Origin of the sequence: Plantactinospora alkalitolerans (genome assembly GCF_015690345.1) — a bacterium.
Classification (GTDB): Bacteria; Actinomycetota; Actinomycetes; order Mycobacteriales; family Micromonosporaceae; genus Plantactinospora; species Plantactinospora alkalitolerans.
In genome coordinates, this window is the sequence record NZ_JADPUN010000231.1 from 26076 (window position 1) to 40374 (window position 14299).

Sequence of the window (14299 nt, forward strand, 5' to 3'; positions counted from 1 at the left end):
GCTTCCGGTACCGGTCTCTCCTGATCGCCGTGTTCTCCGTGTGGCGGTGGCCGTCTACCTCGGTCGCTACCGAGGTGACACACGGTCACACACCGACTCTGACCTACGCGTTTCCTGACCTGGTGCACCGAACCGCGTCTGCGTCATCGACGACATCCTCCCGCACTCACCCGCCGACTACGTCCGCAGACCGGTGGTCCCACCCGAATCACCCACCCTCGGCTCGGTCACCTCCAGTTCGAAGCACTGATCACCACCCCACGGCAATCCGGCAACCCGAACGACTTCGCGCTGATCGCCATGCTCGGTTTGCTGGGGCTGCGGATCTTCGAAGCCTGCGGTTCGAACATCGGCGACCTCGGCGAGGAACACGGTCACCGGGTCATACGGGTACGCGGCAAGGGCGGCAAGGATGGACCGGCACGCCACGCCGAACCGCGCACCACCATGCGCTACGACCGCGCCCGCAAGAACCTCGACCGCCACCCCAACTACATCCTCGCCGCCTACATGGCCTCCGGAACGGAGCGGCCTAACATGCGGACTTGTCGATGATCGCGCACTCGATCTTGGAACTCTCTGGGTGAGCCGAAGCGGAACTGAGGGACTCCCTGCATCAGGCGCGTAGGCCGGCGACGACGATCTGAACGAGGACGGTGGCGCCGCGGTGTCGCGCGGTCGCGACGCAGCCGATCACGAGGGCGTGAATGTCGTCGGGCGTGACGTCCGGACGGATGGTTCCGCGTTGCTGCGCCTCTTGCAGGAGTTCGGCGAAGGCGGCGTTGAGGGCGGCGTCGGCGTCGGCGGGTATGTGGTATCCGCCGCCGGCCAGAACGTCCGCGATGGCGCGATTGGTGAGGCCGGCCTCCACCATGACGGTGAAGAACTCGGCGAAGTCGATGCCGGAACGGGCCTTGTCGGTCAGGGCGTGGAGGCGGTCGAGCACCACGGCCTCGATGAGCGACTCCTTGGTCGGAAAGTGCCGATACACGGTGCCGGCGCCGACGCCTGCGCGGCGGGCGATCTCGTCGATGGGCACGCCCAGGCCCTCGGCGGCCAGGATCTCGTAGGCGGCATTCAGGACGCTCTGGCGATTGCGGCGAGCATCGGCACGCATGAGGATCCTCCGGCCTGTCGACAAACGGGGCGACCGTTCCGTATAGTCAAACGGGGCGACCGTTCCGATTATAGGAGACGTCATGTGGAGCGCGCGCGACATACCCCGGCTCGACGGCACCACAGCGCTGGTGACCGGAGCTACCGCCGGCATCGGCCTGGAAATGGCAATAGCTTTGAGCGCACAGGGAGCCCACGTGGTGATCGGCGCTCGCAACGCGGCACGCGGTGCGGACGCCGTGCGTGCGTTACCCGGCAGAGGCAGCGTCCTCGCTCTCGAACTCGCCAGCCTCCAGAGCGTGCGGCAAGCGGCAAGCGACCTTCACAAGCGCTTCGAGCGACTCGACATCCTGATCAACAACGCCGGTCTGTGGTGGCAGCCGGCACAGCGCACCAAGGACGGCTTCGAGTCTCAGATGGGCGTCAACCACCTCGGCCACTTCGCGCTGACCGGTCTCCTCCTCGACATGCTTGAGCGATCACCGGCCGGGCGGATCGTCACGGTCAGCAGCAAGGCCGCCGCCGCAGGCTCCATCAGGCACCTCGACCTCAGGAACCTCGACGGGTACCGGCCAACCACGGCCTACAGCGCCTCAAAACTCGCGAACTTGCTGTTCGCGTTCGAACTGCAGCATCGACTCGCCGCGTCCGACTCATCGACGATCAGCCTCGCGGCCCATCCGGGCGGAGCGCGCACCAGCCTGTTTCGTGACGCATCGCCAGGCTTCCGCTTGGCCAACGCAACGATTGGGTGGCTGTTTACCCAGCCTGCTCAGGCCGGTGCACTGTCCGTACTCCGGGCGGCCACCGACCCGCAGGCCGCCGGCGGCGAGTACTACGGACCGGGCGGTCCCGGCCAGTTCAAGGGCGCCCCGAAACCGCACCAGGCCCCGGAACGTGCCTGCGACCCGGCCACACGACGCCGACTGTGGGCGATGTCCGAAGTGGCGACAGGCGTCGCCTACCCCTTGCGTACCGAAGCTGCGCACTGATCTATTCCTGCGACCCGGCGTCCTGCTGGTCGCGCTCGATCACGTATCCAGTCCTGCCGCGATCCGGGCGCCACGGAGCGTGACCGTCGGTGTGCCGACGAACAGCCAGACATGTCGATGTGCGGTTAGCTCGGACCGCGTTGGGCTGCCGACCTTGTCGATGTTGCGGACCGGTCCGTCTTCCCGGATATTCGACGGATGGTTGCTTGCGACGATCTGGCGGAGTTGCTCGACGAGCAGGCCGGTTTCTATCGGGCGGTTGCTGCCGAGTACGACGACCATGCGCTGCCGTTGCCCGGCGGCGATGAACTTTCCGAGGCGCTGGATGCTTTCCGGCCGACCGGCAGCGTGCTCGAACTCGCCTGCGGCCCAGGCACCTGGACCGGCCAGTTGCTGCGGCATGCCACCGACGTGACGGCCGTGGACGCCTCCGCTGAGATGCTCGGCATCGCCTCGGCCCGGGTGGGCAAGCAGCGGGTCCGGTTTGTGTTGGCTGACTTATTCGGTTGGCGGCCCGACCGTCGCTACGACGTCGTGTTCTTCGGGTTCTGGTTGTCACACGTTCCGCCCGAACGCTTCGCGTCGTTTTGGTCGCTGGTGGCCGACTGTTTGCAACCGAATGGAAGGGTGTTCTTCGTCGACGACGGGTACCGCCCGGTCGAGGAACTCATCGAGGGCGAGGACTCCCCCGTCGTCCAACGCCGGCTCATCGACGGAACGGCCTACCGGATCGTCAAGGTCCCGTACCAGCCCGAAGACCTCGAACAGCAGCTCGACCGGATGGGTTGGCGCAGCGAGGTCCATTCAACATCCGGGCCGTTCTACTGGGGAGCGGGAGACCGCGCTTGTCCACGGCAGGCCCCCTGAGTTAGCAACGGCCGCGGAGCGGCGACCGCGGAACTTGTCCCATGCGGCCGGCCCGCTCAACTGCCACGGCAGGCAGCGACCACGCTCAGCCTCGACGGATCATGACCCTTTGCCAACAACCCGTACCGGATAAGAACACCCACCACCCGACCCGCGCACCACCTCGACCCGGCGTCCGCCTCCGCCGCCTTCGACCGGTGCGTCAGCGTCAACCGGAGCATGGCCCGCGCGTTCGGCTACGGCAAAGCCGTCCTCGGCGGTCTCGCCGTCGCTCTCTACCTGCCGAGATGCCTGCTGACCCGATGGACTACGAGGTCAACCCTGCGATCATCAACCTTATGGCAGAGGCTGCTCGGGACGTGCCGTCGTACCGCGACCGTATGGCTGGCTATCAGCGGGTACTCGAGGCGCGTTCAGCAGAAACGATCCCGGAGCGCTTGCGAGGGCTGGCCGGCGACCCGATCCGCCCGGTTCGGTTGTGGGTGGCTCGGAACCCGAGGACGCCACCGGACGCGCTAGACCGGCTGCTGCACGATTCGGACAGCTCGGTTCAATGGAACGCGTTGCTGCACCTGGCCACACCCGGCACGGCCCTGGAGCGTCTCGCCAATGACGAGGCAGCGAAATACGGCAGCCGTACCTTTCACCACCGCAGCCTCGTTGCGCACCATCCAAACGCGTCGACCGAACTACGGCACCGCCTCGCGCAGCAGGGCGCGTGCCGATGCCCGGACTGGTGCGCTGGCCAAGTCCTCGAGCGGATCAACTCACGCCGTTGACAGTTCCCTGCCGCATCCGCTCACTGCGCAGACTCTTCCTGTCGGCGGTTCCGTCGGGCACCGTGTCTGGTGCCGGCGGTTTCGGGTCGTCGGCGCACCTGGCTTCCCTCGCTGGGACGGTCCAGGATGCGGTGGCCTGTACGGCAAAGCCGCCGGCCAACGCGTACTCGTAGTGGGCAGCGACTCGCAGCACGGGCGGAAGGGCCCTCCCTACCTGGAAGATCCGATAGGAAGGGAGGGCCCTTTCCGCACCTCAGAGGACCAGGAGGGCGCCCTTGGTCAGGCTGATCTCCTGGCTGGTCAGGCCGGTCCAGTCGGTGGAGAGGAGCAGCCGGTCGCCCTCGGTCAGGGTGACCCCGATGCCGTCCTTCCCACCGAGCAGGCCACGGTCGGTACCGGTGATCCGGAGGGTGAGTCCGGTGGCCACCGTTACCGGGCGGCGGGGATCGGTGACGTCGTACAGGCCGGCGCGGGTGCGCAGGTCCAGCCGGTCGATGCCGCCGCTGGACCGTACGCCGAACGAGTCGAGACCGACGCCCCGGATCTCGTACTTCCGGCCCTCGGAGCGGAAGGACAGGATCGTCGTACCGGTGCCGCCGAGTGGCGTCTGCGCGACCAGCACAGTGAAGTCGGCCCGGGACTTCGGATCCACCGGGTACGCCCCGGCCGACCGGGTCGGGGTCACCGAACCGCCGCCGAGCACCACCCGGGTGTCCGACCGGGCCACCTCGACCCGTGCCTTCGTCGTACCGGCGTAGTTGCCGCCGAGCGTGACGGTCACCTCGGAGCTGCCGGTCGGCAGGCTCGCCGTACAGCTCGCCGAGGCCGCGAAGTCGTCCGTGCCGAGCGGCGTAGGCACGTCCGTGCAGAGGGTCCGGCCACCGGCGGCGAAGGTCACCGTGGCGGTCGAGACGTCACCCGGCCACGGCTCGGCCCCGGTGGACGCCGAGACCTCCCGGAGGGTGGCCTGGAGCAGCACCTGCGCGTTCCGCCCCGACCCGGAGACCAGGCTGTCCCCGGTGTACGCCACCTCCGCCGCCTCCGGCAGCACCCGGATCACGAACGAGACGGTCCCGATCAGCCCGTGTCCGTCGGTGACCGTCACCGTCACCGGATAGTCGCCCGGAGTCGCCCGGTTGTTGCCGACGATGCCCCAGGCGGCGGGTTCGCCGTCGTCGTCCGGCTGCTCCGGCTTCTTGGCACCGAGCAGCAGTCCGGTGGGCAGACCGGCGGCGGTCGCGGTGAGCTGCCCCGGCCCGCCGTCCGGGTCGGTCGCCTCGACGCGTACCTCCGGCAGGATCGGGTCGCTGTACTGGACCGTCACCACCTCGCCCGGCCTGCTCAGGCTCACCGTCGGTGTGGCCCGGAGCGCGAAGTCTGCGTCGCTGAGGTCGAAGAAGACGTTGCCGACCGCCTCGACCTTGATCCGGGCCGCCTTCGCGCCGACGTTCGGCAGGGTCACCGACTCGGTGCCGTCGTTGGCGGTCCGTTCGGCCAGGACGTGCGGGAAGGTGTTCCCGCCGTCGACGGAGAGCGAGATCTTCACCTCGGCGACGCCGATCGGAGCGACGTCGGTGCCCGCCACGTCCCAGCTCACCGGCAGTGCGCTGCCGCCGGTCAGGGTGTCGCCGGCCGTCGCCTGCGAGGTGACCAGGAACGGCCCGGCGGTCGGGGCCAGGGTCAGCGCGGTGTCGGCGCGGCCGATTCCGCCGCCACCCGGGCGCGCGTCCCGGGCGGTGAGCCGGAAGTGCAGGGTCCGGTCACCGGGTACGCCGACCCAGTCGGCGGTGGGCAGGAACTCCGAGTAGCAGTCGACGACCTCCGGCGGCACGTTGCTGGCTCCGCCGCTGGGCGGGATCGGCGGCGCGGCCGGACAGGTGCCGGTCCTGGCGTTGGTGTTGTTTCCCGCGATCTGCGCCAGGTCCGGGAAGATCCGGGTCGGGTCGGTGGTCACCGCGTTCTGACCGGGGGAGTGGTACTCCAGGGCGTCGGACGGGCTGACGATCGCCGCCGTACCGAACTGGCGGAACAGCGGGCCGTTGGCCTTGGTGTTGTTGACCAGCGCGGTTCCGGCGGCCGCACCCCGGTCGTTCTGCTCCCACAGGTACGTCACGGTGTCGCCGTCGGCGTCGGTGGCGCTGCCGGTCAGCGCGAACGGCGTACGGACCGGGATGGTGTACGCCGCCGGAACGGTGACCACCGGGGCATGGTTGGCGGTCTCCTCGATCTTCCAGCCACCGTTGTCCACCGCGCCGCCCTTGACCGTCTCGCCGACGAAGCCGGACGCGCCCGTGGCGGCGGTGACGGCGAGCGCACCGACGTTGGTGGCCGCGACCGGTCCACCTGCGAAGGTGACCTGGAAACCGGTGTCGTCCAGTGCCGCGCCGCCGAATCCGGTGACGCCGACCGTCGCGCCGGCCGGCCAGCCTCCGATCGCCTCGATGGCGGCTTTGATCCCGGCGGTGCTGTAGTTGGTGCCTCGGACGATCGGCGCGGACTCGCCGCCCGCGTAGCTGAGCCTGAACGAGTCGCCGTTGGTGCCGAAGTCGCGCAGCGAGACGTTCTGCACCTCGTTCACGGCCGGGCGGCTCGACGTGACGTAGGTGGTGATCTCGGTGTAGCTGCGCTGCGACCAGTACGGGTCGCTGTGCGGTTGCAGGTTGTCCTGCTGGCAGATCCCGGCGTACGCCATGATCGACGAACCGCTGCCCGGCTCGTACGAGTTGGCGGCGCTGCGGTTGCCGCCGGAGCAGTTCCACTCGGTGCCGTTGAAGGTGTGGTTGCCGGCGAACTGGTGCCCGATCTCGTGCGACACGTAGTCGACGGCGAAGAAGTCACCGACCGGGGTCGGTAGGCCGGTGCAGCCGCGCGCCTTGTTGGCCCCGCCGACGACGCCCAGGCCGGCGATCCCGCCGCCGTTGACGCCGAGGCCGATGTGCCCGACGTCGTAGTTGCCGGCGCCGACGAGCTGGCCCAGGACGATCTGGTTCCGGTTCAGCGTGCCGCTGCCGCAGGAGGTGAGCTGGGCCGCCGTGTAGCAGGGGGCGGCGCCGCACGGTCCGTTCGCCCCGATGGCCTCGGCCGAGGTGTTGAGGTTGGTCTTCTCGGTCTGGTCGACCAGGACCAGCCGGATCGCCGTCTCGTCCTCGTAGATCTGGGTGACCCGGTTCACCAGCGTCACCTTGGCGGCGGTGACGTTTCCCGGGCCGAAGTAGGTGGCGTAGGACGGGTCGGTCACCAGGGCGAGCCGGTACGTCCGCAGTTGGACGTCGCCGCCGGCGGTGGCGGACGGGGCGGATCCGACGTCGTCGGCGAGCGCCTCGGCGGTGCCGGCGACGTCCTCCCGCTCGGCGAACGCCGGGTCCGGGTTGACCGTGTCCTTGACGTAGTAGCTGGCGTACCGGCTCTGGTCCTGGCGGCTGTACGGGTCGACGTACCAGACGCCGTGCTCGGAGCGGACCGAGGCGTGGAAGCCGAGCGGGGTGAGGTCGGCCCGGACCGTCGCGGTCGGATCGTCCAGCCCCTTACCGGCGTACGTCCGGATCTCCGGGTGCCGGGCGGCGAGGCCGGGCGCCATCACCGGCGAGTCCACCAACTGGAAGCGCTGGAACTCGCCGTCCGGGGTGGGCAGCGACACGACGAGCGCGCCGGTGGTGGCCGCCGTACTCCGTTCCTGTGGTGCCCGGTCCAGTGCCGAGGCGAGGCCGGACCGGTCGAGGGTGTAGCCGGTGTACCGGCTGGCCTGGATGTCGGTGGGGCCGCCGGCCCTGGCCGCGGCCGGGCCCTCGGCCAACTTCTCCCAGTAGTTGCCGGATGGGGGTGCGGCCGCGACGGGTGCGGGGTTGGTCAGCACCGGCAGTACTCCGGCGGCCAGCGCGGCGACCGCGAGGGCGGCCAGGCGGCGGCGCGGTGCCACCCGGCGGACGCCGGCGGCCGGTAACGAGGGAATGGTCAACTCTGTCTCCTTGGGACTGCTCCTCGGCGCCGGCCGATCGCGCGGGCGCGTGTCCGCCACCCAGGCAAAGCATTGATCAGTCGAGGGGGTCTGCGAACGATATGCGCCCGGGTGGGGGTGTGGATAGCCTCCGTGGCGTGACGATCGCGGATCTGACACCGGCCACTGTGTCGAATTCGCCGATCAGTCACCGATCTCGACGACGACCGGCGGGGTTGCCCCCGGCGCGGGCGGTCGATCGGATAGCGTCGTGCCCATGCCCGAGACCGGTTATCCCTGGCCGATCGAGACCACCCGACTGGACAACGGCCTTCGCGTGGTGGTCAGCGAGGACCGCAGCGCCCCCGTCGTCGCGGTCAACCTGTGGTACGACGTCGGCTCGCGGCACGAACCCAACGGCCAGACCGGCTTCGCCCACCTGTTCGAGCACCTGATGTTCGAGGGCTCGGTCAACGTGGCGAAGACCGAGCACATGCAGTTGGTGCAGGGGTCCGGCGGTTCGCTGAACGCCACCACCAACCCGGACCGGACCAACTACTTCGAGACGCTGCCGTCCGAGCACCTGGCTCTCGCCCTGTGGCTGGAGGCGGACCGGATGGGCGGCCTGGTGCCGGCGCTGACCCAGGAGACGCTGGACAACCAGCGCGAGGTGGTGAAGAACGAGCGGCGCCAGCGGTACGAGAACGTCCCGTACGGCGACGCCTGGCTGCGACTGCTGCCGCTGCTCTATCCACCGGGGCATCCGTACCACCACGCGACGATCGGTTCGATGGCCGACCTGAACGCCGCCGACCTGGCCACCTTCCAGGCGTTCCACACCACCTACTACGCGCCGAACAACGCGGTGCTCACGGTGGTCGGGGACGCCTCGCCGGGCGAGGTCTTCGCGCTGGCCGAACGGTACTTCGGCGGGTTGGCGCCCCGGCCGGACATTCCGGCGGCACCCGACGGACTGGTGGTGCCGGCCACCGGTGTGCCGAACCGGGAGACGGTGACCGCCGACGTACCGGCGCCGAGGGTCTATCTGGCCCACCGGACCCAGCCGTTCGGCGGCTCGGCCTACGACACGGTGACCGTACTCGCCACGCTGCTGGGCAGCGGGCGGGGAAGCCGGCTCTACCAGCGGCTCGCCGACGGCGCGCGGCTCGCGCAGCCGGACAGCGTCAGCGCGTTCGGGGTCGACCTGGCGTACGGGCCCGCCCCGCTGATCGTCACCGCCACCGCCCGGGACGGCGTTCCCGCCGAGCAGTTGGAGGCGGGACTGGCCGACGTGTTGACCGAGGTGGCCGACGGGGTGACCGACGCCGAGCTGGACCGGGCCAAGGCCCTGCTCACCACCGCCTGGTGGCGGCAGCTCGCCTCGGTGGACGGCCGGGCCGACATACTCGGCCGGCACACCACCCAACTCGGCGATCCGGGCCGGGCCGGGGACCGGCTGCCGGCCTGGCTCGCGGTCACCGCCGACCAGGTGACCCGGTTGGCCGCCGAACTGCTCCACCCCGACGACCGGGTGACCCTGACCTACCTGCCGGAGAAAGAGGTGGCGGCGTGAGCGAGCAGCGCGACGGAAGTCCGGTCCTGGTCACGGAGCGGCCGGCCACCGGGACCGCCCGGCCGTACGTCTTCCCGCCCGTTGTCCGGCAGACCGTGGCCGGCGGAAACGTGGTCGCCGCCCACCTGCCCGGACACAACCTCGCCGTCGCGGTGCTGCTGCTCGAAGCGGGCGCCGGCCGGGAGCCGCTCGGCCGGGAAGGGCTGTCCGGTGTGGTGGCGAAGGCGCTGGAGGAGGGGACGACCCGCCGCGACTCCACGGCGTACGCACTGGCGCTGGAAGGGCTGGGCACCGGGCTCGCCATCTCCGCCGACTGGGACGTGTTCCAGGTCAGCGTGCAGGTGCCCGTCGACCGGCTGCCCGCCGCGGTGGAGTTGCTGGCGGAGGCCGTCCGGACCCCACGGCTCGATCCGGCCGACGTCATCCGGGTACGCGACGACGAGGTCACCGCGCTGCGGATGTACTGGGCCAACCCGGGGCCACGAGCCGACGCGGCACTCCGCGCCGACCTGTTCGGGGCCGATCAGCGGGTCGGTCGGCCGTTGGACGGCGATCCCGAGTCGGTGGCGGCGGTCACCCTGGACGACGTGACCGGGTTCCACGCCGACTGGCTGACCCGGCCGGGCACGCTGCTCGTCGTCGGTGACCTCGACCGGATCGACCTCGACGCGCTCGCCACGACGGCGTTCGCCGGCACCTCCGCGGTGGCCGAGCCGGCGGGCGGCATCCTGCCCGTGCAGGCACCCGGCGAGCGGCGGATCATCCTGGTCGACCGGCCCGGCTCGGTGCAGTCCACCCTGCGGCTCGGCCACGTCGCGCCGCACCGGGCGCATCCCGACTACGTACCGATGACGCTCGCCGCCACGGTCCTCGGCGGCGCGTTCACCTCGCGGCTGAACCACCTGATCCGGGAGGTACGCGGCTACACGTACGGGATCAGGGCCGAGTTCGGTCACTCCCGGCGGTTCGGGCGGTTCGTGGTCAGCTCCGGGGTGCAGACCGCGGTGACCGCGCCGGCCCTGGTGGATGCGGTCGGGGAGATCAACCGTACCCGGGACGGCGGGGTGACCGAGTCCGAGCTGGCGGTCGCCCGCGCCTGGCGGGCCGGGCAGCTCTCGGTGGAGTTGCAGGCTCCCCGGGCGATCGCCAACGCCCTGGCCACGCTGGTGGTGCACGACCTGCCGGACGACTACCACGCCACGTTGCGGGAACAGTTCCTGTCCGCGGCCGAGCCGGAGGTGTCGGCGGCGGCTGCGGCGCATCTGCATCCGCAGGGCCTGACCCTGGTGGTCGAGGGCGACGCGGCGGTGATCCGGGACGAGTTGGCCGCCACCGGCCTCGGCGAGGTCGTCGACGCGACCGGCGTCGTGACCGGCCCGGCCTGACCGGCGGCTGGGAATGTCGTTGCCGGACCGACCGGGAGGCTGGGTAGCCTCGCGGGTATGAGGATCGGCATTGTGGGGGCCACCGGCCAGGTCGGTGGCGTGATGCGGCAGATACTTGCCGAGCGCCAGTTTCCGGTCGAGCGGCTTCGGCTGTTCGCCTCGGCGCGGTCGGCGGGTCGGACGCTGCCGTGGCGGGATGGCGAGATCGTGGTGGAGGATGCCGAGACCGCCGACTACGGCGACCTGGACATCGCGCTCTTCTCGGCCGGAAAGGGCACGAGCCGGCAGCTCGCCCCCCGGGTCGCCGAGGCCGGCGCCGTGGTGATCGACAATTCGTCGGCCTGGCGGATGGATCCCCAGGTGCCGCTGGTGGTCGCCGAGGTCAACCCGCACGCCGCGGCCGTACGGCCCCGGGGCATCATCGCCAACCCCAACTGCACCACGATGGCCGCGATGCCGGTGCTGCGACCGCTGCACGCCGAGGCCGGGCTGGTCGGCATGGTGGTGACGACCTATCAGGCGGTGTCCGGATCGGGCCTGGCCGGGGTGGCCGAGTTGGACGAGCAGGTCCGTAAGGTGGCCGACGGCGCCAGCGCGCTCGCCTTCGACGGCCGGGCGGTGGAGTTCCCCGCTCCTCGGGTGTACGCCGGACCGATCGCCTTCAACGTGCTTCCGCTGGCCGGGTCGATCGTCGACGACGGTTCGGCAGAGACCGACGAGGAGCAGAAGCTCCGCAACGAGAGCCGCAAGATCCTGGAGATCCCCGATCTGCGGGTGTCCGGGACCTGTGTCCGGGTGCCGGTGTTCACCGGGCACTCGTTGCAGGTCAACGCCAGGTTCGCCCGGTCGGTCAGCCCGGAACGGGCCCGTGGGCTGTTGGCCGGGGCGCCCGGGGTGGCGCTGGCGGACGTACCGACCCCGCTGCTGGCGGCCGGCCAGGACCCGACGTACGTCGGCCGGATCCGCGCCGACGAGACGGTCGAACACGGGCTGGCGTTCTTCTGCTCCAACGACAACCTCCGCAAGGGGGCGGCGCTGAACGCCGTACAGATCGCCGAACTGGTCGCTGGCGAGCTCCGGCGGTAGCCGGTTTCGCCGTTCCGGTGGTGCCGCCGGGGTTCTCGGGGGGACCGGGTCGGGTCGTCGGGGGGACCGGTTCGAGGGATTCAGCGCTGTTCGGCGTACTCGATGATTGCCTCGGCGGCGTTGCCCGGTCCGTCGATGCCGGCGTAGCGGTCCCGGATCCGTTTCGCCGCCCGGCGGTACCGCTGGTCGGCCAGCATCGCGCGGGCGGTGTCGGCGAGTTTGGCGGTCCCGGCGTGCCGCAGCGCGATCCGGCGTGCCGCGCCGAGGCGCTCGACCAGGGAGATGTTGAGTTCCTGTTCGAGTTGGAGCGGCAGGCCGAGCAGCGGAGTGCCGCCGGCCATCGCGGTCTGCACGCTGCCCTGCCCACCTGCGGTGATCGCGAGATCCACCCTCGGCATGATCAGGTGGCTGGGCAGCACACCGCCGACCATGACGCCGGGGCCTTCGAGGTCGCCGAGTTCGTGCACGGTCGCGGCGACCAGCACCCGGGCGTCCAGCGCGGCGAGGGCGCGGACCACCGCCCGGACCAGTTCGGCCGGGCTGGAGGTGACGGCCAGGTAGATCACCGGCCCGGGCCCGTTCAGGAACTCGTCCACCCGGGGCGGCAGCGGGACGTCGAGGTGGGCGAAGAGGGGGCCGGTGCAGCGCAGCCGGGTCTCCGGCCGGTAGCCGCGGCGGCCCGCCGGAGACCAGGCGTCGATCTCCGCCGCCGGCACGCCGAGCACCTCGGGCGCCTCGGTGACCAGGGTGAGGTCGCCGAGCAGCAGGGCGGCCAGGCTCGGCACCGGCGGTAGGCCCTGTTCGGCGGCGATCCGGTTGAATCCGGAGCAGTAGTAGTCGACCCGGGGCGGTGCGGCGCCGAGCAGCCGTCGGACGATCGGGCCGGGCAGGAACCGCATTGCCGGTACGACCGGCCGGGTCGGGACCGGAAGGAGGCGGCGTTCGAAGACCGGCGGTACCCAACTGGCGGAGTGTTCGGTGACCAGCCGGATCCCGGCCGCCCGGGTGGAGAGCACGGTGCTGAGGGTGAATCCGGTGACCGCGACCGAGATCTGGTGTTGCCGGAAGTAGTCGACCTCGGCCCGGACGTAGGCCCGGAGTTCCTCGTCGCTGTACGCGCTCTGCCCGACCGGTCCGGAACTGGGCTGTTCGCGTAGGAAGCGGGCGCAGCGTTCGGCGGTCATCGGTGGACCGATCACGTCGTACGCGATTCCGGCCTGGGTGAGCACGCGTTCGTGCGTACCGCCGTGGGTGGCCACCCGGACCGGCACTCCCCGGGCGGTGAGCGCGCGATGGATCTCCACCATCCGGGAGGTCTGGGACAGGTAGGCACAGTGCGGAAGCAGGCAGATCACGCCGACGTCCTCCGGATTCTGCAATATATTGGGCTTCTCTAGGTGAGTAATATATTGCCCATGTCATCGTCGGGGAAGCCCCTGTTCGACGGCGGAGCCGACAGCGCGGACCTGGAGCCGCCGGTCCGGGCGTTCCGGCTGGTGCTGCTGCTCGGCCAGCGGATGCGCTACCTGATGGACGAGCGGCTCCGCCCCGACGGGCTCACCACCCAACAGGCCGCACTGCTCACCGCCGTCCTCGCGCTCGGCCGACCGACCCTGACCGAGGCGGCCGCCGCACTGGGCAGCACCCACCAGAACGTCGCCCAACTCGTCGCCGCGCTCACCCGCAAGGGCCTGCTCCGGGTGGAGTCCGATCCGGCCGACCGGCGCCGCCGCCGGCTCGTCGGGACCGAGGCGAACGCGGAGTACTGGCGGAACCGGGACGACGACGACCACTCGGCGGTCGCGGACTGGTTCGCCGCACTGCGTCCCGCCGAGATCGTTCTCCTCTGCGAACTGGCCGAACGGGTCCTCGCCGACCTTGCCGACCGGAGGCCGGCGTCCCCCTCGACCGTTCCGGGTTATCCCGGGGCCAGCCGGGTAGACGGCGACGGCTGACAGGAGAGGGGAGCAGGATGACGACCGTCGGAGAGTTCATGACGACCCGTCTGGTGACCATGGACGGCGGCGATACGCTCACCGCCGCCGCTCGGGTGATGCGGGACAGCGCCATCGGCGACGTGATCGTCACCAATGGGGACAGCGTGGTCGGGATAGTCACCGACCGTGACATCACCGTCCGTGGGGTGGCCGAGGAGATGAACGCGTCCACCGCCACCCTCAACCAGATCCTCACCCAGGACGTGGTCACCGTGACGCAGTACGACGACGCGGTAGCCGCGGCCGACCTGATGCGGACATACGGCGTACGGCGATTGCCGGTGGTCGAAGACGGCAGGTTGATCGGACTGGTGTCGTTGGGCGACCTCGCGGTGGAGCGGGAACCGCAGTCGGTACTCGCCGACATCAGCGCCGACGAACCCAACAACTGACCCGGCGACGGGCTCGGGCAGCGCAGTCCGGCGCTCCCCGGGCCCGTCGCGTCATGCGTCCACCGGTCCGTGGCAACGACCCGGTCGGTTCACCCGCCGAGGGTGAGGCCCGGACACCCGGTGGTGAGGGACGCTCCGGACAGCAGGGCCGGGCCCGACCGGGCCGGCCCTGCTGTCC

12 protein-coding genes are annotated in these 14299 nt (G+C 70.6%); 9 read left to right on the forward strand and 3 right to left on the reverse strand.

Going from position 1 to position 14299, the window contains the following annotated elements; genetic code table 11:
* The first annotated feature begins 300 nt into the window (after nucleotides 1–300).
* Nucleotides 301–555 carry a site-specific integrase gene (locus I0C86_RS43785; RefSeq protein ID WP_230394811.1) on the forward strand — a complete coding sequence of 85 codons (255 nt, stop codon included), beginning with the start codon at nucleotides 301–303 and terminating at the stop codon, nucleotides 553–555.
* A 61-nt stretch (nucleotides 556–616) separates the two neighbouring features.
* Here I0C86_RS43785 and I0C86_RS26200 read toward each other — a convergent pair whose 3' ends face one another.
* Nucleotides 617–1117 carry a TetR/AcrR family transcriptional regulator gene (locus I0C86_RS26200; protein WP_196203938.1) on the reverse strand — a complete coding sequence of 167 codons (501 nt, stop codon included), beginning with the start codon at nucleotides 1115–1117 and terminating at the stop codon, nucleotides 617–619.
* A gap of 82 nt (nucleotides 1118–1199) precedes the next feature.
* On the opposite strand from I0C86_RS26200, the gene I0C86_RS26205 reads away from it, so the two are divergent.
* The 3 genes from I0C86_RS26205 to I0C86_RS26215 all read left to right on the forward strand — a co-directional run bounded on the left by I0C86_RS26205 (nucleotide 1200) and on the right by I0C86_RS26215 (nucleotide 3754).
* Nucleotides 1200–2108, forward strand: coding sequence for an oxidoreductase (locus I0C86_RS26205; protein ID WP_196203939.1), 909 nt, complete (start codon nucleotides 1200–1202; stop codon nucleotides 2106–2108).
* 225 nt (nucleotides 2109–2333) lie between these two features.
* Nucleotides 2334–2975, forward strand: a complete 642-nt coding sequence (locus I0C86_RS26210) for a class I SAM-dependent methyltransferase (protein WP_230394812.1) — start codon at nucleotides 2334–2336, stop codon at nucleotides 2973–2975.
* Nucleotides 2976–3277: 302 nt separating this feature from the next.
* Nucleotides 3278–3754 (forward strand): hypothetical protein, encoded by a 477-nt coding sequence (locus I0C86_RS26215; protein ID WP_196203941.1) that lies wholly within the window; start codon nucleotides 3278–3280, stop codon nucleotides 3752–3754.
* A 253-nt stretch (nucleotides 3755–4007) separates the two neighbouring features.
* On the opposite strand, the gene I0C86_RS26220 is transcribed toward I0C86_RS26215, so the two are convergent.
* Nucleotides 4008–7709 carry a M12 family metallo-peptidase gene (locus I0C86_RS26220; RefSeq protein WP_230394813.1) on the reverse strand — a complete coding sequence of 1234 codons (3702 nt, stop codon included), beginning with the start codon at nucleotides 7707–7709 and terminating at the stop codon, nucleotides 4008–4010.
* Nucleotides 7710–7965: 256 nt separating this feature from the next.
* Between I0C86_RS26220 and I0C86_RS26225 the strand changes: the two genes are divergently transcribed.
* Genes I0C86_RS26225 through I0C86_RS26235 form a run of 3 tightly spaced genes read left to right on the forward strand, consistent with a single transcriptional unit; the run spans nucleotide 7966 to nucleotide 11732 of the window.
* A complete protein-coding gene (locus tag I0C86_RS26225; protein WP_196203942.1) occupies nucleotides 7966–9261 on the forward strand; it encodes a M16 family metallopeptidase in 1296 nt (431 codons plus the stop codon).
* A 26-nt stretch (nucleotides 9262–9287) separates the two neighbouring features.
* A complete protein-coding gene (locus tag I0C86_RS26230) occupies nucleotides 9288–10646 on the forward strand; it encodes a M16 family metallopeptidase (RefSeq protein ID WP_196203955.1) in 1359 nt (452 codons plus the stop codon).
* Between the two features lie 57 nt (nucleotides 10647–10703).
* Nucleotides 10704–11732 (forward strand): aspartate-semialdehyde dehydrogenase, encoded by a 1029-nt coding sequence (locus I0C86_RS26235; protein ID WP_196203943.1) that lies wholly within the window; start codon nucleotides 10704–10706, stop codon nucleotides 11730–11732.
* A gap of 80 nt (nucleotides 11733–11812) precedes the next feature.
* Here the strand turns inward: I0C86_RS26235 and I0C86_RS26240 are convergent, their stop codons facing one another.
* The gene (locus I0C86_RS26240) at nucleotides 11813–13111 is read right to left on the reverse strand and encodes a glycosyltransferase (protein WP_196203944.1); all 1299 of its coding nucleotides are present in this window, start codon (nucleotides 13109–13111) and stop codon (nucleotides 11813–11815) included.
* Between the two features lie 36 nt (nucleotides 13112–13147).
* Here I0C86_RS26240 and I0C86_RS26245 point away from each other — a divergent pair, with 36 nt between their 5' ends.
* The gene (locus tag I0C86_RS26245) at nucleotides 13148–13687 is read left to right on the forward strand and encodes a MarR family winged helix-turn-helix transcriptional regulator (RefSeq protein ID WP_196203945.1); all 540 of its coding nucleotides are present in this window, start codon (nucleotides 13148–13150) and stop codon (nucleotides 13685–13687) included.
* Between the two features lie 17 nt (nucleotides 13688–13704).
* Nucleotides 13705–14121, forward strand: a complete 417-nt coding sequence (locus tag I0C86_RS26250) for a CBS domain-containing protein (protein WP_196203946.1) — start codon at nucleotides 13705–13707, stop codon at nucleotides 14119–14121.
* Nucleotides 14122–14299: the final 178 nt, after the last annotated feature.

Coding starts and splice junctions, on each gene's coding strand:
- I0C86_RS43785 (WP_230394811.1), top strand. CDS start 301: ATGCTCGGTTTGCTGGGGCTGCGGATCTTCGAAGCCTGCGGTTCGAAC.
- I0C86_RS26200 (WP_196203938.1), bottom strand. CDS start 1,117: ATGCGTGCCGATGCTCGCCGCAATCGCCAGAGCGTCCTGAATGCCGCC.
- I0C86_RS26205 (WP_196203939.1), top strand. CDS start 1,200: ATGTGGAGCGCGCGCGACATACCCCGGCTCGACGGCACCACAGCGCTG.
- I0C86_RS26215 (WP_196203941.1), top strand. CDS start 3,278: ATGGACTACGAGGTCAACCCTGCGATCATCAACCTTATGGCAGAGGCT.
- I0C86_RS26225 (WP_196203942.1), top strand. CDS start 7,966: ATGCCCGAGACCGGTTATCCCTGGCCGATCGAGACCACCCGACTGGAC.
- I0C86_RS26235 (WP_196203943.1), top strand. CDS start 10,704: ATGAGGATCGGCATTGTGGGGGCCACCGGCCAGGTCGGTGGCGTGATG.
- I0C86_RS26245 (WP_196203945.1), top strand. CDS start 13,148: ATGTCATCGTCGGGGAAGCCCCTGTTCGACGGCGGAGCCGACAGCGCG.
- I0C86_RS26250 (WP_196203946.1), top strand. CDS start 13,705: ATGACGACCGTCGGAGAGTTCATGACGACCCGTCTGGTGACCATGGAC.